We start from the raw sequence: 21,885 nt of genomic DNA, 5'->3' as shown, positions 1-21,885 counted from the left end.
CGGAGGTCCGCTCATGCACGCACAACCAGGAGACTGGCTGATTGTCGAGCGCGGTGGCGGTGGCGACCACGGCCCGACTCGGCGCGGCCTCATCGAGGAGGTGCATTCGCCCGACGGCTCGCCACCGTACCTGGTGCATTGGTCCGATACCGGGCATCGCACGCTGACCTTTCCAGGGCCCGACGCTTATGTGCTGAGCAGCGCGCAGCTACGCGAGCAGGAGCTGAGCGCGGCGCGCTTCGCCGCACTGCCGCACGAGTTATCGCACCCGGGCTCGTTAACCGAGCCGGACACCACGACACAGGGTGCGAGGTGATCGCTATGTCGGAGTACCCGTCCTTGTCGACCCGTTGGTGGCGGCGCCGACCGTGGCGCACGAGTTCGCTGATGCGGGTATCGGATCGGGTCGAGCCAGTGGTGTGGCTGTTCGCGATCATTGTCATGCTGGTTGCGGTGCCGGTCGCGGGCGCGGCGGGTACCGCGGGTTACACCGCGGCCGCGAGCCGGATTCGGCTCGAGAATGCGACGAAAGTCGCTGTGCCCGCGACGATCACGACGAAACCGGAGCGGATTGTGACGGTGGACGCCTATGGGGCGACTACCGAACGGTTCGAAGCGACCGTGCGTTGGGATTACAACGGCAACTCCGGGACGACGACGACCGAGGTTCCTGGCAAGTCCGCACCGGGCGATGCGGTGCAGGTGTGGCTCGACCGCGGTGGCAATCTCACCACACCACCAGTTCGTGCGATCAATGCCGCCAGCAGCGGTATCGGCATCGGCCTGACGATTCTGGTCACCGTCTGGAGTTGCGCAATGCTCCTGGGCTACGGGATCGCCGGGCTACTGCGGGCGCGCCGCTACGCGGCGCTGGACCGGGAGTGGCGCGGGATGAGCCGACCGGTCGGACAGGATTCGTGACGATCGAGATAGGTGCCCATCATGACCGAATTACGCCCGCTGGATTCGGGATTCATCGAACTCGAGGATTCCGACCGGCATATCAGTCTCGGAATCGGTGCGGTCGCGATCATTTCCGGTGCGGCGCCGAAGCGAGCCGAATTCATCGAGGCGCTGGCTGAGCGGCTCGCGCACAACACCCGCCTACGGCAGCGGGTCCGGCGCGCACCACTGGATCTCGTTGCACCGGTATGGGAGGACGATCCGAATTTCGAGGTGGCTCGTCATATCCGGTGGGCCGCACTACCCGAACCGGGTGATGAACAAACGCTGTTCGAACTCATCGCGACCGAACTCGCAGAGCGGCTCGACCGGGACCACCCGCTGTGGCAGTGCACCGTGGTCGAACATGTCGCCGATGACCGCTGGGCGCTGATCGTGCGGGCACACCACAGCCTTGTCGACGGCGTCTCGGGCATCTCGCTACTCGAGAGCTTCTGCGATCGGAGCCCAAAGGACCGGCCGACCCGCAAGCCACCGCAGAATCACGAAACCCGCACTGCGGCAGAATGGTTCGGGTTGGCGGTCAAGGGCTTGCGTATGCCGTTGGTGGCGCCGCGCTTCGTGGTCGGCACGCTGCGCAGCCTCGCACCGGTCGTGCTGGCGACCATCAGTCCGGCCGCCGGTTCCTCGCTCAACGGCCCCATCGGGCTCCAGCGCCGCTATGTCGCTGTGCGCATGTCGCTGTCCGACGTACGCGAGGTCGGCTCGGCATTCGGTGTAACCGTCAACGACGTCGTGCTCGCCGCGGTCACCGCGGCGTACCGCAGTCTGCTCTTGCGCCGCGGCGAGGAACCCACCGGCGATAAGCTGCGCATTCTGGTGCCGGTATCGATGCGTCCGACGGACGCGAAATACATACTCGACAACCGGGTTTCGGCGATGCTGCCGCACCTGCCGATTGATATCGCCGACCCGGTCGAACGACTCGGCCGAATCCATGACCGGATGACCACACACAAGTCCAGCGGCGCGGCCCAGGCCGAAAACTCGCTGCTGTCGATGGCCGGGCGGCTCCCGTTCGCCCCGGTCGCGTGGACCGTCCGGCTGGCGGCGCATTTCCCGCAGCGTGGCGTCGGCGCGCTGGCGACCAACGTCGCAGGCCCGCGGCGCGAACTGACCGTGCACGGTGCAAAGGTGCTGGAACTGCTGCCATGTGTGCCGATAGCGATGCGGCTGCGCACCGCTATAGCCATCCTCAGCTACGGCGACCACTTGGCCTTCGGCATCACCGGCGACTACGACACCACACCCGATATCGACGTGATAGCCGACGGGATCCGGGAGGGGATTGCCGAGCTGGTGGCCCATGCTCACTCGATGCGCCGGAACGGAACCTTCCCGCTCGCGATGTGCAGCGACCGAGATGTATCCACCCGTGGCTGATCGGTGCTCGCGAATGCAACACACCAGGGACCCGGTCGGGTCAGGCGCTCGGCCTGCGGGTGGTGGTGGAGGCCATCGCGCGGGCGGGTGCGGATCGGCTGGTCGTCGTCGACCCACACACCGAGGCGTTGGAGGCGATATCGCCGATGCCCGTCGAGATATCGACCGCGGTGCCGCTGTTGGCCGAGGCGGCTGTCCCGGCGCGATCGGGGCGGACCATCGTCGTCGCGCCGGATTTCGGCGCGGCGAAACTCGCCGAACAGTACGCGGCGTCGATGCAGGATTCGGTCGCGATCGTGCGCAAATTCCGGGAAAGCGCTACCGAGGTCAGCGCGGTGGAGATGATCGGCGACATCAGCGGCTGTCCCGTGCTGATCGTCGACGACATGATCTCCACCGACGCGACCATCGAGGCCGCGATCCAGATCTTGCACTATCACGCCACCGATATCGTCGCCGCCGCGACCCACGGACCGCTGGTGCCCCCGGCCGCGGCCCGACTACGCGCACTAGCGCTGCGCCGGGTCATCGTCACCGACACTGTCGCACAACAGGATTCGGCCGCACCGTTCGAAGTGCGCTCGGTCGCACCGCTGTTGGCCGACGCGATCGCCCGAATGCACCACAACCAGCCGCTGCGGGAGTTGCTCGCCCACACATGAGATCGACCGAAGGAGCCGTTATGCGCTGGTATGACCACGATCTCGGTGGGCCTCGGATCCGAGGGCAAACGGCGGCGAACAGTCCATCTAGTCGCTCCGACAGGACGGCCGAAGCTGGTTGCGACGACAGTGGGGTGGGCCGTGTCGGAAAATGTTGGTAACGACGACGGCGCCACCAGCGGCGGTGTAGAGGTCGAGCCGGGTGTTCGGTTGGATCCGACCGAGCGGGTGGATCTGCTGTTGCGTGATCTGCGTAGTTCCCGGTCGGGTTTGACTGCCCGGGAAGCCCAGCGGCGGTTGATCCACGTCGGACCGAACCTGCTGCAACGGCGGGGTGGCCGGAGATGGCCGCGGGAGCTGGCGCGGCAGTTCACCCATCCGCTGGCGCTGTTGCTGTGGGCTGCGGCGGGGTTGGCGTGGGCGGTGGGCATCGTGCCGGTGGCGATCGCGATCGTGGTGGTGATCGTGATCAACGCCGCGTTCGCGTTCGTGCAGGAACAGCATGCCGAGAAGGCGGTAGAGGCGCTGGCCGCGTATTTGCCGATGCGGGCAACGGTGCTGCGGGACGGGACCGTCGGCGACATCGAGGCCACGCAGCTGGTGCCCGGCGACGTGCTCGTGGTCAGCGAAGGCGACCGGATCTCGGCGGATGCCCGCCTGCTCGACGGCGGTATCGAAGTGGATGCGTCCGCGCTGACCGGGGAATCGATGCCGGAATTCCGTGCGGCCGAGCTGGTCGACACCGATGTCTCGCTACTGCAAGCCCGGGATCTGGTGTTCAGCGGCACGACCTGCACCGAGGGCGAAGCCCGCGCGGTCGTCTACGCCACCGGCATGCACACCGAGCTGGGCCGCATCGCGGCACTGTCGGAGCGAGTGGAGCGTGAGGAGAGTCCTCTCGAACACCAGGTGCGGCGGGTGGCCTGGCTGATCGCCGGGGTGTCGGTGCTGCTCGGTGCGGCGTTCATCCCGGTCGCGACCCTGGCCGCAGGACTGTCGTTCCTCAACGCGGTCGTCTTCGCGGTCGGCTTGCTGGTCGGAAATGTACCCGAGGGATTGTTGCCGGTGATCACGTTGGCGCTGGCGATCGGAGTGCGTGACCTGGCGCGTCGCGGCGCGGTCGTGAAACGGCTCAGCGCGGTGGAAACCCTCGGCTCCACCGACGTGATCTGCACCGACAAGACCGGCACGCTCACCGAGAACACGATGCGGGCAACCCTGGTCCGCACCGCTACCGGAACCCACGATATGACCGCGACTCTGCCGCCGTCCACGGACGTAACCCTTGCTCGCTTGGCCGCCGCGATGACCGCCTGCAACAACGCGCACAGCACTGCCGCCGGGCAAGCCGCGGCCGGTGATCCGACCGAGATCGCGCTGATCGACGCCGCGGCAGCACTCGGTGCCCAGTTGGATCCGGACGTGCGGCAGCGGCAGCGGCGTCAGCAGTTCCACTTCGATCCGGGCCGCAAGCGCATGTCCACCCTCGACCAGGACGACACCGGCCGCCTGTGGGTTCACGCCAAAGGCGCCCCGGAAACGATGCTGCCACTGTGTGCCACTGAACTCGGGCCGTATGCCGACCAGCAACCGCTCACCCCAGCGCGCCGGCACATGCTGGGCCAACAGGTCGACGGTCTGGCCCGTCGAGGCTTGCGTGTACTGGCCGTCGCCGACCTCGGCATCGAACCCGGCACACCACTACCGCAGAACAGCGAGCAGGCCGAGCGGGATATGACCCTGCTCGGGCTGGTGGCGATGGCCGACCCGCCGCGTCGGGAGGTCGCCGATGCTGTCGCTGCCTGCCACACCGCCGGCATCCGCATCATCGTCATCACCGGCGACCACGGCCTCACCGCAGCTGCCGTGGCTGCCCAGGTCGGCATCACCCGCGGTCAGCCCGTCGTCGTGACCGGTGCAGAGCTGGACCGGATGAGCGAGTTCGACCTCGACAAGCTTCTCGACAGCGGCGCCGAGCTGATCTTCGCCCGCTCCTCACCGGAAGCGAAACTCCGCATTGCCGACGCCTTGCGCGACACCGGGCACGTCGTGGCGATGACCGGCGACGGCGTCAACGACGCTCCCGCGTTGCGACGCGCCGACATCGGCATCGCCATGGGCCGCTCCGGCACCGACGTTGCGCGAGAAGCCTCGACCATGGTGCTCACCGACGACAACTTCGCCACCATCACCGCCACCGTGCAGGCCGGACGCCGCGTCTACGACAACATCCGCAAATTCATCTTCTACATCTTCGCCCACGCCACCCCCGAGATCACCCCGTTCCTGGTCTTCGCGCTCACCGGCGGCGCCGTCCCACTGCCACTGACCGTGCTGCAACTGCTCGCCATTGACGTCGGCACCGAAACCCTGCCCGCCCTCGCGCTCGGCCGCGAACCCGCCGAACCCGGCATCATGCGCAAACCACCTCGATCCCGCAACGAACCGGTTATCCGCGCCCCCATGCTGCTCCGCGCCTGGCTGTTCCTCGGCGTCATCTGCGCAGCACTGGCAATGGCCGGATTCTTCTACGTGCTCATGCGGGCAGGATGGCATCCCGGCGACGCCACCGGCTCCGGACAACCACTACACCACGCCTACCAGCAGGCCACCACCATGACCTTCCTCGGGTTGGTCGCAGGCCAGATCGGTACCGCCTTCGCCGCCCGCACCGAAAACGCCTCCCTCCGCTCGATCGGAGTTTTCTCCAACCCCCTGCTGCTGTGGGGCATCGCTTTCGAACTCGCTCTTACCGCCGCCATCATCTACCTGCCGCTCCTGCAAAACGCCCTCGGTACCGCCTCCCTCACCCCCGGCATGCTCGCCTTCACCGCCCCCTATCCGATCATCGTCTGGGGCGCCGATGAACTTCGCCGATGGCTGCTGCGACACAAGAACCGACCCAACCACACCGCCGCTGGCGCATAGCCACACAAGGCGGGAGTGACACCGCAGCACCGACCGAGTCTTCAACCGCGACAACGCATCCCCGGCCAGCCACTCCTGCGCCCGCCAGTAATCACACGCACTGTGCATGGCGGCCAAGCGCACGATGAAACGTCTGCGCGGACTTCCTGCCCCACATCTCGCCGAGTTCGCCATGCTCGCCGCGTTCCTCTACCGCCCACCGATCACCCACCTTCTCGACTAGGCCGGCGCGACCGGCGCCGGCCCAGTAGACGATCGCGTCCTCGCCGGTCTCTGCGTCGGTGTAGAGGTAGGCGTCATAGTCCATCGCATCCATCGCCCGCACCGCATCGTCCGGGGTTCCGGTCAGCAATGCACAGTGTTGACGGCGCACGATCGGCTTTTCGCCGGTGGGCCCCGCCAACGGCGGACGCGCCGGATCGGGCCAATATCTGAGCACCGCTTCGGCATTGAGCCGCGTGAGCCGGCGGTCGAGCCGGTCGGCGAGGAAGGTGGCGATGAATTCGCTGGGACCGGGAACCTGGACTCGCACAGGAACATTCCGGAACACTACATTCGCCTGTGCCAGGGTCGGCCCTTCCCCGCGCGGCGGGCTGGTGAGCCGCACTCGCGCCGGTTCATCGACATGGTGACAGCGCAGCGCTCTATCGATCGCCCGTATCACACGGTTGATGAGAGCGGGATCCATCCTTCGGTGGTGCACTCCCCTTCCGCGGCTGTCCTGGTCGACCACAGTTCGGTTGTACTCACTCGGCAACCTCTTCTCCGGAGCCCTGCCACACACACAACCCAGGCAGTGTCATCCGGACGCGGCGGCGCTGAACAGGGCAGAAGGTCCCATGGATCGAGGACGTTGGGTCTATCACACCCGCGGCGCGGACAGCCACCGCCACCGTCGAATCCTCGCGCCACAGTGACTTTCGGCCCTCGCTGCCCCGCCACGACCAGTCGATGATGGGTGCCACGAGTGCACGACTTATACGACAAGGAGCCAGCTATGACTACCGCACAGGCCATCATGCAGCCCGATGTCGCGAGCATTACGGTCCGCGACACCATGGAGACCGCGGCGCAGCGAATGCGTCAGCTCAATGTCGGCGCATTACCGATCTGCGACGGTGAGGGACATCCGGTCGGCATTGTCACCGACCGCGACATCGTCGTCAAATGCATCGCCGCCGGGGCAAATCCGCGCAAGACCACCGCGGGCGAAATGGCCCAGGGTGACGACCTGCTCACCGTCGATACCGGCACCGATATCGACGCCGCGCTTACTCTGATGGAGCAGCATCAGATCCGACGACTTCCGGTAACCGAGGCGGGCAAGCTGGTCGGCATCATCACCGAGGCCGACCTGTCCCGGCGTCTTCCCGAGTCCAACGTCGGTGAATTCGTGGAAGCGGTATGCGCACAGCATCTTCCGGCGGCCACGCCGAGGGCTCGCAACAGCGTCACCGGTGACACACCGCGGTAATCGCCGAGAATCGACCACTACCTGCGTCTCCCGTCCGCCACGCCGACGCGCTCTTGACGAACGGGGCGGCGCGATGGTTCAGCCGTCGGTTCAAGGGACCGAGTTCTCGGTAGAAACGGACCTTCGCCCCTCGAACCCGCAGCGGTCCGCCGTCGATGATTAGTCGAGAAGTCCGACTATCTCGTGAGGTGGCAGCGATGTACGCGCGCGACATTCTCAGCCGACCGGTGGTGACTGTCCGGCCGGAAGCGCCGCTGAACGAGGCCATCGAGCGGCTCACCGAACACGGCTTCGCCGCGTTGCCCGTCGTCGACGACAACGACCGGATGGGCGGTTGCACTCCGAATCCGACGCACTCGCCGCGTCGTCCATACCGGCCGCCATCGTCGAGGCGGTGATGTCTATTTCGGCTATTCCGGTCGAAGTCGCCGACGAGGCCATCCCGCCGCGAAAGCCCGCTCGATCCCGCCGCGCACACACCGCATCACGATGACCGCGACGCCGCATCTAATCGATCGTGAGACAACAGGTTTCGACCACTTCGAGGTATCGGTCGCCGCTGCGATGCCGATCACGGACGTGCTCTCGGCGCTGTCGAGCACCGACGCGGGTCTGGCGACACCGGAAGCTCGTTAACGGTCGCAGACCGTCGGCCTCAACGCGATTCGCTCACATCGAGCCCGCCTGCTCCCGGTGTTTTCGGCAATATGTTCAGCGCCGCAGGCGCTTCCGCTTTCCTACCCTTCCTACCGATGCTGCCGTCGCAGATCCTGCTCAACAAACTGCTCTACGACGCCAGCCAACTCGCCATCCCCACCGATACCGTCGATCCAGAACAACTGGCACGCCCATCGCGCTGGGACGTCGGGCTGATCCGGCGCATCATGCTGGTCTTCGGCCCCATCAGCTCGCTGTTCGACTTCGCCACCTTCGCGATCATGCTCGGGCTGTTCCACGCCGACGAAAGCCTGTTCCACACCGGCTGGTTCGTGAAGTCGCTGGCCACCCAGACACTGGTCCTGTTCGTCATCCGGACTCGCCGCACCCCGTTCTTCCACAGCCATCCCAGCGTCACACTGCGCATGGCCGCGCTCGGCGCAGTGACCATCGGAGCCATCCTGCCCGCAACGCCCTTCGCTCGCGACCTGGGCTTCACACCACTCCCAGGCGGCTTCTTCCTAGCCCTGACCCTTATGGTGCCCGCCTACCTGACCCTGGCCGAACTCGGTAAACACTTCTTCTTCCGCACCCCGAAACCCATTGCCCCGCAACGACCCCGAGTCACCGGCCATCGCGTGCACCGCCGCGCCGCCCGCTTCACCACCGGCCGCCAGGCCGTTGACGGGCTCGCACAGTGACTTCGTCGGCAGGCCCACGTGTGACAGCGAACGCCCGCCGCAGCGAGTTCATCGCCACGGCGGGCATAACTACCGAATAGCGGTGCGGTGCCCTGGTTTTCGCGATCAGAGCACCGTCTTTTCGTCAGGTTCGCGTGGGCCCTGGTCGAGGCGGAAGGGCGGGTATTCGTCGCGCATCAGGGTGGCGTACGCGGCGACACGGTAGGCCCAGCGGTTGATGCCGAGGATGAAGTCGAACAGTCGACGCGGGTAGCGAGCGGTGAACAGCAGGGTTACCGCGGCGATGAGCACCAGAATGCCGAGCAGGGAGATTCCCGTGGAGCCGTCGTTGTTATCGCTGCCCCAGTCGAAGGCCGGGCCGGTGCTGGTCATCGCCGCCACGATCAGATAGTGCGGGATGGCCAGCAGCCACCACTTCACCAGGACCAGGCCGCGCGACAACTGCTGCGGGTAGTCGATCTCCAGGTCCGCGGGATAGTCGGTGGATTGCAAGCTGAACGGCGGGTATCTATCGGTGCCGAGTGCCGCGAAGGCGTAGAAGTGCACGCGCCACGTCCAACGCAGCACGCCGACATTGAAGTCGAACAGCGAGCGCGGATACCGGCCGGTGAACAGGATGGACAACCCGGCGACCACGGTCAGCACAACGAATGCTGTCCACAAAAAGAACAGCACGATGTAATGCGGAATCGCGAGAATCCATTTCACCAGCCACAGCCAGCGCGACAAGGGCTCGTCGAGATCGCCACGAACACGCACTGGATAAACGGGTTCGACATTCTCGGGATTCATGATCGGCTCCTCACCGGGTCACAATGGATCCGCGTAGCACAAAGACGCGCACGCGGTCGTCCATTGAGCATCGCGACAATCGGCAGTCCGCCACAGGGCCGGAATGACCGTCATCCCAGGGGCATTGGACCCCTCTCGATTGCCTTGCGGCAGCGCCGGTACCGCACGGGTGCACGTCCGGGCGGGGTAGTCGGCTCCGTGCTTGGGTTGACCGATGACCTCCCCATCGAGCACCAATGCCCCTACCGCGAGGGACCGCCGAGGACGAGGGTGGAATGTATTGGTAGTCGCTGTGACGCAACCGGAAGATCTCGCGGCAAGGAGTGCGGATCGATGAGTACCAGGGCCGATCGCACCTCGATCGTCGTCGGCGTGGACGATTCGCCGACGGCACTCAATGCCGCACGCTGGGCCGCATATCTGGCCGGTGCCATGCACGCACCGCTGTTGCTCACCTATGCGCAACCGCGTTCAGCTACGTCCGCACAGCAGTTGGCCGAGTCTATCCATGCGCCACAGTCCGCCGACGCTGCCCACGCGACCCTCGAGCGCGCACGCCAGCTCGTGTACACCTGCGATCCGGAGCTGACCGTCAATGCGGTACGCCCCGAGGGCCCGCCCGCCGACGCGCTCGTGGCATTGAGCACGCACGCCCGCATCGTCGTGGTCGGTGCACGGACCGCCTACGGGGACCGATTGGTAGGCCCCACCACCATGCAGGTCGCCCAGCACGCGCACTGTCCGGTCGGGGTCTGGCGCGGCGCGAACGGCAAGCCCATTCCGCGCGGCAAGCCGGTGGCGGTCGGTATCGACGGAACCGAACTCAGCATTCCGGCCATCGCCCACGCCTTCGAAATCGCCGCCGCGCTCGAGGTGCCCCTGACCGCCGTGCACTGCTGGCCCTCACGCATCGACCCGGTGGGCCACCATCTCGAGCACGGTGAGCAGCAACGCACGCTACTGGCCGAGTCACTGGCAGGCTGGCGCACGGAATATCCGGATGTCGAGGTCATCGAGCTGCCGGTCCCTGGCTCGGCCCGCTCGGTGTTGAACGAGATGGCGCGCGATGTGCAGTTACTGGTCGTCGGCAGCCACGGCCACCCCACCGCCGCAGCGCTGCTGTTCGGGTCGACCAGCCGAGACCTGCTCCACCACACCACATGCCCGGTACTCGTGTGCCGGAGCTGAACCGGGGAGCCGAAACCGCGGGGCCACAAGATAAATCGCCATCACCCGCAGAATCCGTCAGTCATCCCGCACGGCCCGCCGCGGCCGGCTGGCGGTCGGGTCGCTGCGCCTGATCAGCCCGGTGCCGTTCTCGCTGATCAACTACTGCGCCGGTCTGTCCTCGGTCCGGCTCGTGCCCTACCTGGCCGCCACTATCGCCGGGGTGCTGCCCGGAACGACCGCGGTCGTCGCGCTCGGTGACGCCCTTACCGGGCACACCAGTCCCGCCTTGATTGCGGTCACCGTGGCCTGTGCCGCGATCGGAGCAGCCGGACTGCTGGTCGACGCCCGCCTCGGTGTCGGCGAACCCGAAACGAACCCACCAACGACACAGCTCCCGGCGTGATACCGAAGGCAGGACCCACCACGGCGCAAGACAGGTGGTGGACGGAACCTCCTGCCGCGCATCACCTTCCAGACGGACAGACCATCGGTCCTGCCCAGCTCCACTGCAGGACGGCTCAAGCCGTGCGCAGCAATGTCATGAACCCGTAGTCCATGTGCAGCTGCTGATGACAGTGCAGCAGCGACAATCCGGGCTGATCGGCGAGGACATCGATGTCCATCTCCTGATAGCCACCCAGCATCACCACATCCTTGCGCAACCCGGCGACGGGTGTGCCGGCGATGCGGGTGACCTCGAAGGTGTTGCGGTGCAGATGAATCGGATGGATGTCGTCGGTCGCGTTGCGCAACCGCAACCGGTACCGGCGGCCCCGAGCCAGGTCGAAAGCGGGTGTGCCGGTGTTCATGTCGAAAGCGGTGCCGTTGAGGGTCCACAGGTTGTACCCGTCGCGGTCGGCGTTGCGTTTCTCGATCAGCAGCTCGATCTGTTCGTCCGGCGCCGCCGGGTTCACGCCGGACCGGGTGAATAGCCGATAGTCCCACGTGAACGGCGACGGCGGAGCCCACTGCGGGTCACCGGCGCGGCCGGCGTACTCGACGACGATGCCCATGCCGTTGCCACGATCATCGTCGGAGAGGTCACCGAGCACCCATACGCCCGGGGTGGTCATCTCCACCACCGCCGAAATCCGCTCGGCGGTACCGAGCCACAACACCGGCACCCGCGCCGGGTTCGGCACGGGGTTGCCGTCCAACGCCAGCACCGTGAAGGCATGACCGGGCAATGCGAGGCTGCGGTTCTCGGTCGCGCTGCCGTTGACCACATGCAGCAGCACCCGCTCCCCCTCGCGGACCCGGATCGGGGCGCCGTGGCCGAGCATGCGGCCATTGATGGTGCAGGTGTCGTAGCCGACCTCGTAGCCGTGCGGTTTACCCGACGCCAGCGAGGCCGCCATCGCCGCCTCACCGTTGTCCCGCAACTCCGCAACCGGCTCACCGGCCAAGAATTCGGCATCCATATCCCCACGCTGGCTCAGCGACGGCCCGAACTCTTTGAGAGTAAGAAACACCTCCTGGTCGTAGGCGCCGGGATGGTGCTTCGTCTCGATGTAGACGGGTCCGACCTGCCCGTTGTACTGGCCCAGGTTCAGGTCCGCGCCAGCGACTAAATGTGTGTGATAGAAGCGCAATCCCGATGGGCCCGGTGTGAACGACAATCGCCGCATCCCGTGCGCGGGAATGAACGGGGTGCCTTCCTCGGCCGAACCGTCCACCTCCACCGGCATCGTCTGCCCGTGCCAATGCAACTGCTCAGGTGTGCCGGCGTCGTTGTGGACCTCCACCACGACCGGTGTGCCCTCGGTGAACCGCAACAACGGGCCCGGAAACTGCCCGTCGTACAGCATGGTCGACACCACCCGCCCTGGCGCCACCTCCACCTCCCCCGGCCCGATATACAGCGTGTAATCAGCTTTCGCGGATGATGGCGACCGGCCGCACCCCGCCGTCAGGGCAGCCGCACCACTGGCAACCACCGCAGTTCCGGCCATTCCGAGGAACCCGCGCCGGTTCACCCGCATCACCCGCAGACACCTTCCCTGGATATCGGAGGCAGCTATCGCACCACGATATCGTTGTCCATCGGGGCAGAACAGAGTGTCGTACACCCGTAACGGCCGATAGCCGGCGAGGCCGAACGGGGCGAGTTCGACATCATGTCGACCTCGTCGGCGCCGAAGACGTCGATGTTCTCGCTGCGTGCCGGTGAGATGTGGGCCAGCTCCTCGTCATCGGTGCGGCGGCCCAGCCGTCGCAACTGCTGGACGGTCAATCCCCTGTCGTCCAGGCGATCATCGCATTCGTAGCCAAGTTCAGGCACCACGCCTGCTCTGTCTGTGACCGGAGCCCGTCCGGATCATCCAGTCGGCGGGTGACCATGGACCTTCGAGAACGGTCGCAAGTCCCGTATCGTGCCGCTGCGCGCGGGACGACACTCGACAGTATGACCGATACCAGCGCTTCTCCCGTACTTTCGGTGCCGGACCACCAGACGGTGCTGTCGGCCATGCGGTTGGCCGCCCGGGCACCGTCGCTGCACAACAGCCAGCCGTGGCGCTGGGTGTTCGACGGAGTCGGATTGCATCTGTACCGCGACGCCGACCGCCTCCTGACCTCGGCCGATCCACTCGGCAGACAGTTGGTGATCAGCTGTGGCGCGATGCTGCACCATGTGCGCACCGCATTCGCCGCCAAGGGTTGGCACACCGATACCACCCGGTTGCCCGTTTCCGATCGCACCGACTATCTGGCGGTCATCGGGTTCCGGCCGTGGCCCGAGCCTCCGCCCGCCGTGCTGGCCCGGGCTCGCGCCATCGATCGGCGCCGCACCGACCGACTGCCGATGTTCGCACCGACGGATCTTTCACAGTTCTTGCACACCGCGCGAATGCTGGTGACACCCCACGACATCGAGCTCGATCTCCTCGACGACAGCGCCAGCGCGAAGCTCGCGGCGGCGTCCGACCACGCCACTGCGGGCCGCCGCTACGACATGGAATACCAGGCCGAATTGCATTGGTGGGCCGGGCATTCCGGCGACCCCGAAGGCGTCCCGCGCGAGGCCCTGGCCTCGGATGCCGAATTCGCCCGCGTCAGTGTTGGGCGCACCTTCCCGTCAGCACCGCATTCGGCCCGCCGCGGCGATATCGAGGACAATGCGCGACTGTTGGTGCTCAGCTCGCCTCGTGAGTCCGCCACGGCGTGGTTGCACACCGGCGAAGCGCTCTCGGCTGTGCTCCTGGAATGCACGACCGCCGGTCTGGCGAGCTGCTCGATGACCCACATCACCGAAATGCCTTCGGCCCGAAAGATTATCGCGGCTATGCTCCCCCACCCTGGTTTCCCTCAGGTGATCATCCGCGTCGGCACCGTACCCGACGATGAACCCGAAACCGCACCGACACCGCGCCGCCCGCTGACCGACTTCCTGACGATGCGACACGAATAGGCCGACCACACCAGCGCCGCACCGAAACGGATCCACGGCGCTGGCTGCGCCGCAGTACCCTCTTCGAGATGCTGGACGGTGACATTCGGCGGATCCACGACCCGGACACATTGGGTGACGGGCCGCAAACCTGCCGAAATCTACCGCCGCGGATAACATTACGAATGTCCCGCTGTCAGGTGGCGACGCAGCGTCGCCAGCCGATCCGTGTACTCCTTCTCGTCGATCTCGCCGCGCGCGAACCGTTCGGCCAGTAACTGTTCGGCCACCCGCTCGCGCCGGTTCATCGATGAAGGATCGGGTCGCATAGCGAGGCGAACCAGAATCACGAAGCCCGCGATGAGCAGCCCCCAGAACAGCACCATTCCGATGCTCATCCACGCATACCCCCACCCATTGAGATCGTGGTCGTACCAATACATCATCTCGGCATCTCCTCAGCTCACAACTGATGCCACCGACCATTTCGCCAGCTCACATCAACTGTGCCCCACCCCCGCCACCAGCAGCAGAGCCGATCGCCCCCTCCACCAGGTACAAACGACCTCGACGCTCATCGCTGTCAGCGCATGGTGATCACCCGACCGAGTGCGGGTGACCATCGGCCCTGGGATCGGTGCGCAATGCCTGTCGCGCCGGCGGTCGCGGGGGGTGAGAGTCGGGGTATGAACGCAAGCGACCGTGGGAGCACACCCGATCTGCGGACCGTGCGAATGGCACTGATGCTCGCCTGCCGAGCCCCATCTGTGCACAACACCCAGCCATGGCGCTGGGTGTACGACGGAAGGCGCCTGAATCTCTACCGCGATACCAGCCGACTATTGCGCTCGGCCGACCCGCAAGGCAGACAGCTGGTGATCAGCTGCGGCGCGGTGCTCGACCACGCGCGCCTGGCCTTTGTGTCGATGGGCTGGTTCGCCGATGTCATCCGGCTCCCCGACCCCGATGTGCCCGATCACTTGGCCGTGCTGGAGTTCCGCCCGTGGCCCGGCGCGCTGAATACCACGGCGGCTCGCGTGCGCGCCATCCACCGTCGCCACACCGACCGATTGCCGATGCTGGCACCGGAAGGTTGGATCGATGTATTCGACGCTGCGCGCGAACTGGCGAGACCACATCATGTTTCCGTAGATGAGATCGCAGAAACCAGTCGGCCCCGGTTGTCCGCGGCCACCGAACAAGCCGCCGCATTGCGCCGGTACGACATGCCGTATCAGACCGAACTACATTGGTGGACCGGGCATTTGGATGTTGAGCAGGGCGTCCCTGCTGCCGCGCTGGTATCGGATGCCGAGGCGGCCAGGGTGGACGTCGGGCGCAGCTTCCCGCCCGCACCGTATTCGGTTCGCCGCGCCGCGATCGAGGATCGGTCCCGGCTGATAGTGCTCAGCACCCTCGGTGAGACGCCCGCGCACTGGCTGCATACCGGTGAGGCACTGTCGGAAATACTGCTCGAATGCACCGCACGCGGCCTGGCCACCTGCTCTCTGACCCACATCACCGAACTCGCCACCAGCCGTTCGGTCATCGCTGACCTGATACCGCATCCTGACCTGCCGCAAGTGCTGATCCGTATCGGCGTGGCACCCGAGGACACTGAACCCGCCTCTACACCACGACGTCCGCTCGATGAGGTACTCGAGCTCCGCACCGGTTGAGTCTTACCGTTGATCTCGCTGAGCGCGAAGTGTAGATGCGCGAAGTAGCGAATCGCGCGGCGTGGTCGGCCTACATGTGAGGCATCGTCAGGATGGCTGCACGACTGGTCGGTGCGGCTTACCTCTATTGCTGAGCGCTAATCGGCTGCAGTCAGGAACTCCACGCAGGAGTCGATCGATGCCAGCCGTGGGTAGTCGGATTCATCGATGCGTACTCCGGTTGCGCGATTGAGCTTTTCGACGAAGCTGAGGGAGTCGAGGTCCAGTGCGGTACGCAGGGGTTCGGTGCGCGCAAGCGCCGCGAGTTCGGCATCGGAGGCGAAGCCGCGCAGCGCGGTTCGGATGACGGGCTCCGCGTCGTCGCGAGACAGGGTGTGGGACATGGTCGTTCACGACCTTTCGTGGTTCACAGTTGTTCCGGATGCTGCAGCAGTTCGGCGATGGTGTTGAGACCTGGCCCGGGTGACCGCCTCGCGCAGCCAGACCATCAACTCCGGTAGCGGCGTCGTGTCCGCGTGTGCCAGGTTGGGCGCGATAATGCCGCCGCCGCGCAGCGAGACGATCGTGCCGAGATCGACGGTGTCGGCCGGACGGAAGCCGTCCTCGATCCAGTGCCCGTTCATCGCGGGCACGGTCTTTGCGGCCAGTGCGACCGCCCGTAAGAGCAAGGCCGCGAGCACGATTCGATCGTGTACTGGTGCGGCCTTGTTCACCTCGCGCAGCCACTCGGTGGTGGCGGCGGCGTCGATGGTGTTCGACAAGTAGTAGTGCGGAATGGTCTGTTTCGAGCGGGTCATGGCCGCCGCGATGGACAGGCGCATCCCCGCCGCATCGTGCCGTGGAGCGGCAACCTGCGCCGGTTCACGTCGGGTCGCCACGCCGTCCGGCGAGACCTGCTCGTGTCCAGACATTTTCGTGGCAGACTCGTGCGCGGCGAGTTCTTGCGCTGCCCGGATATCCGCCGCCCCGCACCGCCGACATATCGACGCCGAGTTCCCGGGCCAGCCGCCTGGCATATCCTGACGCCCGCACCCGACCGGGCGCGACCGGCATCGGAGCGGGTTATCGATTGCGCGCCAGGGGTTTCCGCCACCCTCCTATAGGCGATGTTCAGCCCGCCGCACGGCAGCCCAGCGAGTTCGGATCGCGCCTTCTCCCAGAAGAATTCGCGAACGTTCGGTCGTAGTCGATGAGGTTGGCCCGCGCCTGGTCGGCCTGCGGCCCGTCGATCGGCGTCCAGCCGAACGCGCCGCCCGTCGATGCGCCGACCGGGGCCGTATCCGTCATATCGCCATCTTCGCGGTCCCAGACTCCGCATGGCAGAGTCCCCCGACCCGGACCTGGTGCGAAACGTCCACCAAGCAGGGGGCTTCCGTCCCTCGCCCGCCAGCGCAATCGCACTGCCGCGATGTCGGGCAATCGGCGATCCGAAAGCGGGACCATCGGCACACCCGAGAGCACCCTTCGGCCCTTGGCCAGCGGCAATGCGCGTCGCAGGCTGGGGCGTACAAGACCAGGGAAGAACCCAGGAGGCCAGTCATGCCGCACCACGACGATCCACTCGCGCCCGCCGTGCAGACCGCCCACGATTGGCTGCGCGCCGTCGCCGATGGTCTCGATACCGACGCGCCGGCCTTCGCGTACCGGGCGCTGCGTGCCTGGCTGCACACCGTGCGCGACCGCATCAATGTCAGCAGCTCGGCGCACCTGGCCGCGCAACTTCCCGAAATACTGCGCGGGGCCTACTACGAAGGGTGGGTGCCGACGCACGTGCCGGTCCGGCATGGCGTCGGCGAATTCATCCGGCAGTTCGCCCGCGAGGCAGGCATCGACGAGGACGAGGTCGGCCCGGTCGCCGGTGCAGTCACCGCGGCGCTGTCGGAGCTGTTCTCCCCCGGCCAGTTGAACCGGATCTTCGCGGTGCTGCCGATGAATCTGTACGGGGTGCTATGTGGTGCGCGACCAGAGGTCGACGAGTCGCTGATCGAGTGGCAACCGGTCGCCGTGGCCGACGAGGTCGGCCCGGTCGCCAACCTCGAGAACCGTATCCAGGCACTCGGTAACGCCGTCTCTGTGCTGGCGCGCGGACTCGAGCGACTTCCCGCAGACAAACCCGATCGCGACCGGTCGACGCAGGCGGCTCAGCAGGCGCATCGCATTCTGCTCGCCGAAGGTCTGTTCGGCGCCGACGCGCGGGAGCGCTGACATGGTGCGTGCGACGATTCCGCTGGGGCGGGTGGGGGGCATCCGCGTCGGGGCGCACTGGTCGGCGCTGGTCACCCTCGGCCTGTTCACCTATCTGCTCGGCCGCTCGCTCGCCGACGCCGATGGGAACTCGGTGGGAGTCTGGCTGGTCGCCGCGGGCGGCGCGGTCGGCCTGTTCGTCTCCCTGCTGAGCCATGAGTTGGCACATTCGATCATCGCGCGCCGCAGCGGCACCCGGGTCGATGTGGTCGTGTTGTGGCTACTGGGCGGGGTGTCCGAGCTCGGCGACGAGCCGAAGGATCCGCGCTCGGATCTGCGGATCGCACTGGCCGGACCGCTCACCAGTTTCGTGCTCGGCGTCGCGCTGTTCGGCGTCGCCGATGTGGTCGCGGCGGTGGTCAGTGGGTCGGTGCCGCAGATGCTCGCCTGGTTGGCCGCGATGAATCTCATTCTGGCCGTATTCAATATGCTGCCGGGCGCACCACTGGACGGGGGCCGCGTGCTGCGCGCACTGATCTGGCGGCACACCGGAGATCGGTTGCGCGCCAGCACCTTGGCCGCGCGCAACGGCCGGGTCCTCGGGCTGGCGCTGCTGATCCTCGGCGGCGCGGAGCTGCTACTGGTGGGCAACGGTGGTGGACTCTGGCTGATGCTGCTCGGCTGGTTCCTGTTCTCGGCCGCCAATGTCGAACTGGCCGTCGCGGGGCTGCGACATCGGCTGGGCGACATCCGGGTACGCGATGTCATGACCGATCGCCCGCTGTCGGTGCCCGCGACCTGGTCCGTCGGCGACCTGCTGCGCTCCCAGATCGTGCATTCCGATCACCGCGTGTTCCCGGTAATCGACCCGGCGGGACGGCCGATCGGTGAACTCGCCTGGTCCGATCTCGCGGCACTGCCCGCCGCGGCCCGCGAGACCACCGCGGTGCGCAGCCTCGCCCGCCCGCTGCCGCCGACGGCCCGGGTTTCCGGTGACGAACTGCTGTCCACGGTGGCATCCCGGGCGGTGCTGCGACCCGACTTCGACGTCATCGCGGTGATCGATCCACCCGGCCGCCTCATCGGTGTGGTCACCGCGACGGATCTGACGCTGGCCGTCCAGCGCAGCGCACTCGGCCTGCCCGCACACCGACCGGAACGGTACCAGCCACCGAATACCGCACTCTGACAAGACAATTCGGCCCATATAGGGCCAGCTGATTGGAGGCTTGTGATGAGCCATACGCGAGTGCGCCACGAACCGCCGCGACCGATCTTCCGGAATCGGCACGAGGCGGGCCGGGTGCTGGCCAGTCTGCTCGAACACTATCGCGGCGATCCTGATGTCCTGGTGCTCGGACTGCCGCGCGGCGGGGTACCGGTCGCGTGGGAGGTCGCCGCGGCACTCGACGCGTCGATGGACACCCTGGTCGTGCGCAAACTCGGCGCACCGGGTCATCCGGAATTCGCGATCGGTGCCCTGTCCACCGGCGGTCGCATCGTGCTCAACGACGATATGGTGCGCGCGCTGCGGCTGACCGCGGATCAGGTGCGCAGCATCGCCCGCGACGAGGCCGCGGAGATGGCCCGGCGAGAGACCGCCTATCGCGCCGACCGCGGCCCGATCGAGGTGGCCGGGCGGACGGTGATCCTGGTGGACGACGGATTGGCCACCGGCGCCAGCATGTTCGCCGCCATCGAGGCGATCCGCGCGGGTGAACCGAAGCGGATCGTGGTCGCGGTCCCCGCCGCACCGGAGTCGACCTGCCGAGAACTCGGCGCATCGATCGACGAAATGGTCTGCGCGACCATGCCGACCCCGTTCCGCGCGGTCGGCGAATCGTTGTGGGACTTCACCCAGGTCACCGACGAACAGGTACGCACCCTGCTGGGCATCTCGACCACCGGCACCGCCGTCCCGCGCATCGACGCCGCGGCGACCATCCGAGCCGCAGCCATCGACGCACCCGACGGCATCCCACCCACACACGTGCTCGAAGAACTGATCGGCGACGCCCGATTCGTGCTGATCGGCGAGAGTTCGCACGGCACAAGGGAGTTCTACCGAGCCAGGGCGGCGATCACGCGCTGGCTGATCGAGGACAAAGGCTTCACCGCCGTCGCGGCCGAGGCGGACTGGCCCGACGCCTACCGAGTGAACCGGTACGTGCACGGGCGCGGCACCGACACCACCGCGGAACAAGCGCTGCGCGGATTCGCGCACTTCCCGGCCTGGATGTGGCGCAATACCGAGATCCGCGAATTCATCATCTGGCTGCGCGCATACAACGCCGGGCAGCAGCACGACGACCAGCCGCAGACCGGCTTCTACGGTCTCGACCTCTACAGCCTGCATCGATCGATGCAGGAGGTGGTGGACTATCTCGACCGCGTCGATCCGAAAGCAGCACAGCGTGCCAGAGATCGCTACGCCTGCTTCGACCATGTCGCGGGCGACGACGCCCAGGCATACGGTTTCGCCGCGGCCTTCGGCGCGGGCAGATCCTGTGAGGCCCAAGTGATCCGGCAGCTGCTGGAATTGCAGCGCGTCGCGATCGCCGGAGGCGAGGTCGAACCCGTCGCCGCCGACGAACTGTTCGACGCGCTGCGCAATGCCTGGTCGGTGCGCGATGCCGAGGCCTACTATCGGGCCATGTTCGGCGACCGGGTGTCCTCCTGGAATCTGCGCGACGAACATATGGCCGACACCCTCGACGCACTCGCCAACCACCTCGACCGGTCCGACGAACGCTCCCCCGCTCGAATCGTGGTGTGGGCGCACAACTCTCATGTCGGCGATGCCCGCGCCACCGAAATGGGTAGCGAAGGTCAACTCACCCTGGGCCAGCTGATGCGCGAACGCCACGGTGATGCCTGCCGGCTCATCGGCTTCAGCACGTGCTCGGGAACGGTCACCGCTGCCGAGGACTGGGGCGGTCCGGACCGCCCCGAAAACGTTCGTCCCGCATTGTCTTCCAGTATCGAAGAACTGCTGCACGACACCGGCAACCCGGAATTCCTACTCCGCACGGACCTTTCCGGCGAGGCCGCAGAGCTACTGCACCAACCTCGGTTACAGCGCGCGATCGGCGTGGTCTACCGGCCCGGCACCGAACGACAGAGCCATTACTTCCACACCCGGCTCGCCGACCAGTTCGACGCGCTCATCCACATCGACCACACCACCGCACTGGAACCGTTGGAGCCGACCAGTGAGTGGATCGCGGGCAGCACGCCCGTGACGTATCCGTCCGGCCTGTGACCGGCCATAGGCCATTGGTCCCAGCACTGCGGGCACCACGCCTCTGCCCGGCAAGCACCATCCGGCGCGACGCTATCGGTATGGAAGCGAATACAACCCGTATCGCGGTCCTCTACGCGACCGCACAAGGATCGACCCGCGATATCGCCGAATTCATCGCTGACGCGCTCGCCGCGCGCGGCGCCTCGATCGAGCTGAGCGATATCGAGCATGCGCCGGAACTGTCCGGTTTCGATGCCGTCATCCTCGGCAGTGCGGTGCACAATATGGCGCTGCTCCCGGCGATGACGTCCTATATGAATACCCACCGTGACCAACTGGTGCGCGCCAAAGTCTGGCTGTTCAGTGTCGGGCTCGGTCCGGCGCTGCGCGGTCCGATCGGGCGGCGGATCGGCCGCATCGTGCCGAAGAAGATCGCGGCGCTGCGTGATTCGATCGCACCGCGCGGCTATCACGCCTTCGCCGGACATTACGAGCGTGCGGGCGTCTCGCTGCAAGCGCGCACGCTGTACCAGCTGATGGGTGGTGGCCGCTACGGTGATCTGCGCGATTGGGAGGCCATTCTGGCCTGGACCACCGGTATCGCCCAGTCGCTCGGCTTGCCGCAGGCCAAGTCCACGCCGATCCATCCGTAACGCAAAC

At 66.5% G+C, this 21,885-nt stretch carries 22 protein-coding genes and 4 pseudogenes; 17 read left to right on the top strand and 9 right to left on the bottom strand.

The genetic code is table 11. The features are described from left to right. Positions 1 to 13 precede the first annotated feature (13 nt). The 5 genes from ACFYOW_RS29065 to ACFYOW_RS29045 all read left to right on the top strand — a co-directional run bounded on the left by ACFYOW_RS29065 (position 14) and on the right by ACFYOW_RS29045 (position 5,936). The gene (locus tag ACFYOW_RS29065) at positions 14 to 316 is read left to right on the top strand and encodes a DUF1918 domain-containing protein (protein ID WP_387293146.1); all 303 of its coding nucleotides are present in this window, start codon (positions 14 to 16) and stop codon (positions 314 to 316) included. Positions 317 to 321: 5 nt separating this feature from the next. Next, complete coding sequence (locus tag ACFYOW_RS29060; RefSeq protein WP_387293144.1) at positions 322 to 921, top strand: hypothetical protein; 600 nt, start codon at positions 322 to 324, stop codon at positions 919 to 921. 21 nt (positions 922 to 942) lie between these two features. After that, positions 943 to 2,346: a wax ester/triacylglycerol synthase family O-acyltransferase gene (locus ACFYOW_RS29055; RefSeq protein ID WP_387293142.1), complete on the top strand. Its 1,404-nt coding sequence runs from the start codon at positions 943 to 945 to the stop codon at positions 2,344 to 2,346. After that, positions 2,313 to 3,008, top strand: coding sequence for a ribose-phosphate diphosphokinase (gene prs, locus ACFYOW_RS29050; RefSeq protein ID WP_387293140.1), 696 nt, complete (start codon positions 2,313 to 2,315; stop codon positions 3,006 to 3,008). Before ACFYOW_RS29055 ends, prs begins: the two co-directional genes overlap by 34 nt. Before the next feature lie 141 nt (positions 3,009 to 3,149). Continuing rightward, positions 3,150 to 5,936, top strand: a complete 2,787-nt coding sequence (locus tag ACFYOW_RS29045) for a cation-translocating P-type ATPase (protein WP_387293138.1) — start codon at positions 3,150 to 3,152, stop codon at positions 5,934 to 5,936. A 91-nt stretch (positions 5,937 to 6,027) separates the two neighbouring features. On the opposite strand, the gene ACFYOW_RS29040 is transcribed toward ACFYOW_RS29045, so the two are convergent. Beyond that, complete coding sequence (locus ACFYOW_RS29040; RefSeq protein WP_387293136.1) at positions 6,028 to 6,468, bottom strand: sigma 54 modulation/S30EA ribosomal C-terminal domain-containing protein; 441 nt, start codon at positions 6,466 to 6,468, stop codon at positions 6,028 to 6,030. 465 nt (positions 6,469 to 6,933) lie between these two features. On the opposite strand from ACFYOW_RS29040, the gene ACFYOW_RS29035 reads away from it, so the two are divergent. The 4 genes and pseudogenes from ACFYOW_RS29035 to ACFYOW_RS29020 all read left to right on the top strand — a co-directional run. Continuing rightward, positions 6,934 to 7,410: a CBS domain-containing protein gene (locus ACFYOW_RS29035; RefSeq protein ID WP_387293133.1), complete on the top strand. Its 477-nt coding sequence runs from the start codon at positions 6,934 to 6,936 to the stop codon at positions 7,408 to 7,410. A 197-nt stretch (positions 7,411 to 7,607) separates the two neighbouring features. After that, positions 7,608 to 7,808 (top strand): HPP family protein, encoded by a 201-nt coding sequence (locus ACFYOW_RS29030; protein ID WP_387293131.1) that lies wholly within the window; start codon positions 7,608 to 7,610, stop codon positions 7,806 to 7,808. 91 nt (positions 7,809 to 7,899) lie between these two features. Beyond that, positions 7,900 to 8,046: a hypothetical protein gene (locus tag ACFYOW_RS29025; protein WP_387293129.1), complete on the top strand. Its 147-nt coding sequence runs from the start codon at positions 7,900 to 7,902 to the stop codon at positions 8,044 to 8,046. A gap of 62 nt (positions 8,047 to 8,108) precedes the next feature. Then, a pseudogene (locus ACFYOW_RS29020) lies at positions 8,109 to 8,768 on the top strand (cation transporting ATPase C-terminal domain-containing protein); the annotation flags it as partial. Positions 8,769 to 8,873: 105 nt separating this feature from the next. On the opposite strand, the pseudogene ACFYOW_RS29015 reads toward ACFYOW_RS29020, so the two are convergent. Continuing rightward, positions 8,874 to 9,536: pseudogene (locus ACFYOW_RS29015) on the bottom strand (DUF4389 domain-containing protein); the annotation flags it as partial. A 357-nt stretch (positions 9,537 to 9,893) separates the two neighbouring features. Here ACFYOW_RS29015 and ACFYOW_RS29010 point away from each other — a divergent pair. Beyond that, positions 9,894 to 10,748 (top strand): universal stress protein, encoded by an 855-nt coding sequence (locus tag ACFYOW_RS29010; RefSeq protein WP_387293127.1) that lies wholly within the window; start codon positions 9,894 to 9,896, stop codon positions 10,746 to 10,748. Between the two features lie 55 nt (positions 10,749 to 10,803). Then, a pseudogene (locus tag ACFYOW_RS29005) lies at positions 10,804 to 11,133 on the top strand (TVP38/TMEM64 family protein); the annotation flags it as partial. Positions 11,134 to 11,248: 115 nt separating this feature from the next. On the opposite strand, the gene ACFYOW_RS29000 reads toward ACFYOW_RS29005, so the two are convergent. Both ACFYOW_RS29000 and ACFYOW_RS28995 read right to left on the bottom strand, forming a co-directional pair. Continuing rightward, complete coding sequence (locus ACFYOW_RS29000; protein ID WP_387293257.1) at positions 11,249 to 12,712, bottom strand: multicopper oxidase family protein; 1,464 nt, start codon at positions 12,710 to 12,712, stop codon at positions 11,249 to 11,251. A 69-nt stretch (positions 12,713 to 12,781) separates the two neighbouring features. Beyond that, positions 12,782 to 13,037: pseudogene (locus ACFYOW_RS28995) on the bottom strand (Tn3 family transposase); the annotation flags it as partial. A 97-nt stretch (positions 13,038 to 13,134) separates the two neighbouring features. Here ACFYOW_RS28995 and ACFYOW_RS28990 point away from each other — a divergent pair. Then, positions 13,135 to 14,139: an Acg family FMN-binding oxidoreductase gene (locus ACFYOW_RS28990; protein WP_387293125.1), complete on the top strand. Its 1,005-nt coding sequence runs from the start codon at positions 13,135 to 13,137 to the stop codon at positions 14,137 to 14,139. 158 nt (positions 14,140 to 14,297) lie between these two features. Here ACFYOW_RS28990 and ACFYOW_RS28985 read toward each other — a convergent pair whose 3' ends face one another. Next, positions 14,298 to 14,564, bottom strand: a complete 267-nt coding sequence (locus ACFYOW_RS28985; RefSeq protein WP_387293123.1) for an SHOCT domain-containing protein — start codon at positions 14,562 to 14,564, stop codon at positions 14,298 to 14,300. 240 nt (positions 14,565 to 14,804) lie between these two features. Between ACFYOW_RS28985 and ACFYOW_RS28980 the strand changes: the two genes are divergently transcribed. Continuing rightward, positions 14,805 to 15,797, top strand: a complete 993-nt coding sequence (locus ACFYOW_RS28980) for an Acg family FMN-binding oxidoreductase (protein WP_387293121.1) — start codon at positions 14,805 to 14,807, stop codon at positions 15,795 to 15,797. 137 nt (positions 15,798 to 15,934) lie between these two features. On the opposite strand, the gene ACFYOW_RS28975 is transcribed toward ACFYOW_RS28980, so the two are convergent. From ACFYOW_RS28975 to ACFYOW_RS28960, 4 genes are read right to left on the bottom strand one after another with little or no spacing between them, the layout of a single operon-like run. Beyond that, positions 15,935 to 16,180: a hypothetical protein gene (locus ACFYOW_RS28975; protein ID WP_387293119.1), complete on the bottom strand. Its 246-nt coding sequence runs from the start codon at positions 16,178 to 16,180 to the stop codon at positions 15,935 to 15,937. A 6-nt stretch (positions 16,181 to 16,186) separates the two neighbouring features. Next, positions 16,187 to 16,708, bottom strand: a complete 522-nt coding sequence (locus ACFYOW_RS28970; protein WP_387293117.1) for a 2-oxo acid dehydrogenase subunit E2 — start codon at positions 16,706 to 16,708, stop codon at positions 16,187 to 16,189. Next, a complete protein-coding gene (locus tag ACFYOW_RS28965; RefSeq protein WP_387293115.1) occupies positions 16,659 to 16,850 on the bottom strand; it encodes an E3 binding domain-containing protein in 192 nt (63 codons plus the stop codon). Before ACFYOW_RS28965 ends, ACFYOW_RS28970 begins: the two co-directional genes overlap by 50 nt. A gap of 57 nt (positions 16,851 to 16,907) precedes the next feature. Further along, entirely contained in the window at positions 16,908 to 17,084 is a 177-nt protein-coding gene (locus ACFYOW_RS28960; RefSeq protein WP_387293113.1) for a hypothetical protein, read from the bottom strand. A gap of 252 nt (positions 17,085 to 17,336) precedes the next feature. On the opposite strand from ACFYOW_RS28960, the gene ACFYOW_RS28955 reads away from it, so the two are divergent. The 4 genes from ACFYOW_RS28955 (at position 17,337) to ACFYOW_RS28940 (ending at position 21,878) form a co-directional block, all read left to right on the top strand. Beyond that, positions 17,337 to 18,002: a DUF2267 domain-containing protein gene (locus ACFYOW_RS28955; protein WP_387293111.1), complete on the top strand. Its 666-nt coding sequence runs from the start codon at positions 17,337 to 17,339 to the stop codon at positions 18,000 to 18,002. Position 18,003: 1 nt separating this feature from the next. After that, a complete protein-coding gene (locus tag ACFYOW_RS28950) occupies positions 18,004 to 19,170 on the top strand; it encodes a site-2 protease family protein (RefSeq protein ID WP_387293109.1) in 1,167 nt (388 codons plus the stop codon). Between the two features lie 45 nt (positions 19,171 to 19,215). Then, positions 19,216 to 21,243, top strand: a complete 2,028-nt coding sequence (locus tag ACFYOW_RS28945) for an erythromycin esterase family protein (protein WP_387293107.1) — start codon at positions 19,216 to 19,218, stop codon at positions 21,241 to 21,243. Positions 21,244 to 21,323: 80 nt separating this feature from the next. Beyond that, on the top strand, positions 21,324 to 21,878 hold the full coding sequence (locus ACFYOW_RS28940) for a flavodoxin domain-containing protein (protein ID WP_387293105.1): 555 nt from the start codon (positions 21,324 to 21,326) through the stop codon (positions 21,876 to 21,878). Positions 21,879 to 21,885 lie beyond the last annotated feature (7 nt).

The organism is Nocardia sp. NPDC006982 (assembly GCF_042869435.1).
Lineage (GTDB): Bacteria > Actinomycetota > Actinomycetes > Mycobacteriales > Mycobacteriaceae > Nocardia.
This window is presented reverse-complemented; position numbering and strand designations above follow the sequence as displayed.

Excerpts from the sequence above, each read along its gene's own strand:
- ACFYOW_RS29000 (WP_387293257.1), bottom strand. The coding sequence starts at position 12,712 with ATGCGGGTGAACCGGCGCGGGTTCCTCGGAATGGCCGGAACTGCGGTG.
- ACFYOW_RS29010 (WP_387293127.1), top strand. The coding sequence starts at position 9,894 with ATGAGTACCAGGGCCGATCGCACCTCGATCGTCGTCGGCGTGGACGAT.
- ACFYOW_RS29060 (WP_387293144.1), top strand. The coding sequence starts at position 322 with ATGTCGGAGTACCCGTCCTTGTCGACCCGTTGGTGGCGGCGCCGACCG.
- ACFYOW_RS29030 (WP_387293131.1), top strand. The coding sequence starts at position 7,608 with ATGTACGCGCGCGACATTCTCAGCCGACCGGTGGTGACTGTCCGGCCG.
- ACFYOW_RS28950 (WP_387293109.1), top strand. The coding sequence starts at position 18,004 with ATGGTGCGTGCGACGATTCCGCTGGGGCGGGTGGGGGGCATCCGCGTC.
- ACFYOW_RS28960 (WP_387293113.1), bottom strand. The coding sequence starts at position 17,084 with ATGACGGATACGGCCCCGGTCGGCGCATCGACGGGCGGCGCGTTCGGC.
- ACFYOW_RS28980 (WP_387293121.1), top strand. The coding sequence starts at position 14,805 with ATGAACGCAAGCGACCGTGGGAGCACACCCGATCTGCGGACCGTGCGA.
- ACFYOW_RS28945 (WP_387293107.1), top strand. The coding sequence starts at position 19,216 with ATGAGCCATACGCGAGTGCGCCACGAACCGCCGCGACCGATCTTCCGG.
- ACFYOW_RS28965 (WP_387293115.1), bottom strand. The coding sequence starts at position 16,850 with ATGCCGGTCGCGCCCGGTCGGGTGCGGGCGTCAGGATATGCCAGGCGG.
- ACFYOW_RS28975 (WP_387293119.1), bottom strand. The coding sequence starts at position 16,180 with ATGTCCCACACCCTGTCTCGCGACGACGCGGAGCCCGTCATCCGAACC.
- ACFYOW_RS29035 (WP_387293133.1), top strand. The coding sequence starts at position 6,934 with ATGACTACCGCACAGGCCATCATGCAGCCCGATGTCGCGAGCATTACG.
- ACFYOW_RS28940 (WP_387293105.1), top strand. The coding sequence starts at position 21,324 with ATGGAAGCGAATACAACCCGTATCGCGGTCCTCTACGCGACCGCACAA.
- ACFYOW_RS28990 (WP_387293125.1), top strand. The coding sequence starts at position 13,135 with ATGACCGATACCAGCGCTTCTCCCGTACTTTCGGTGCCGGACCACCAG.
- ACFYOW_RS28985 (WP_387293123.1), bottom strand. The coding sequence starts at position 14,564 with ATGATGTATTGGTACGACCACGATCTCAATGGGTGGGGGTATGCGTGG.
- ACFYOW_RS29065 (WP_387293146.1), top strand. The coding sequence starts at position 14 with ATGCACGCACAACCAGGAGACTGGCTGATTGTCGAGCGCGGTGGCGGT.
- ACFYOW_RS28955 (WP_387293111.1), top strand. The coding sequence starts at position 17,337 with ATGCCGCACCACGACGATCCACTCGCGCCCGCCGTGCAGACCGCCCAC.
- ACFYOW_RS28970 (WP_387293117.1), bottom strand. The coding sequence starts at position 16,708 with ATGTCTGGACACGAGCAGGTCTCGCCGGACGGCGTGGCGACCCGACGT.
- ACFYOW_RS29025 (WP_387293129.1), top strand. The coding sequence starts at position 7,900 with ATGACCGCGACGCCGCATCTAATCGATCGTGAGACAACAGGTTTCGAC.
- ACFYOW_RS29055 (WP_387293142.1), top strand. The coding sequence starts at position 943 with ATGACCGAATTACGCCCGCTGGATTCGGGATTCATCGAACTCGAGGAT.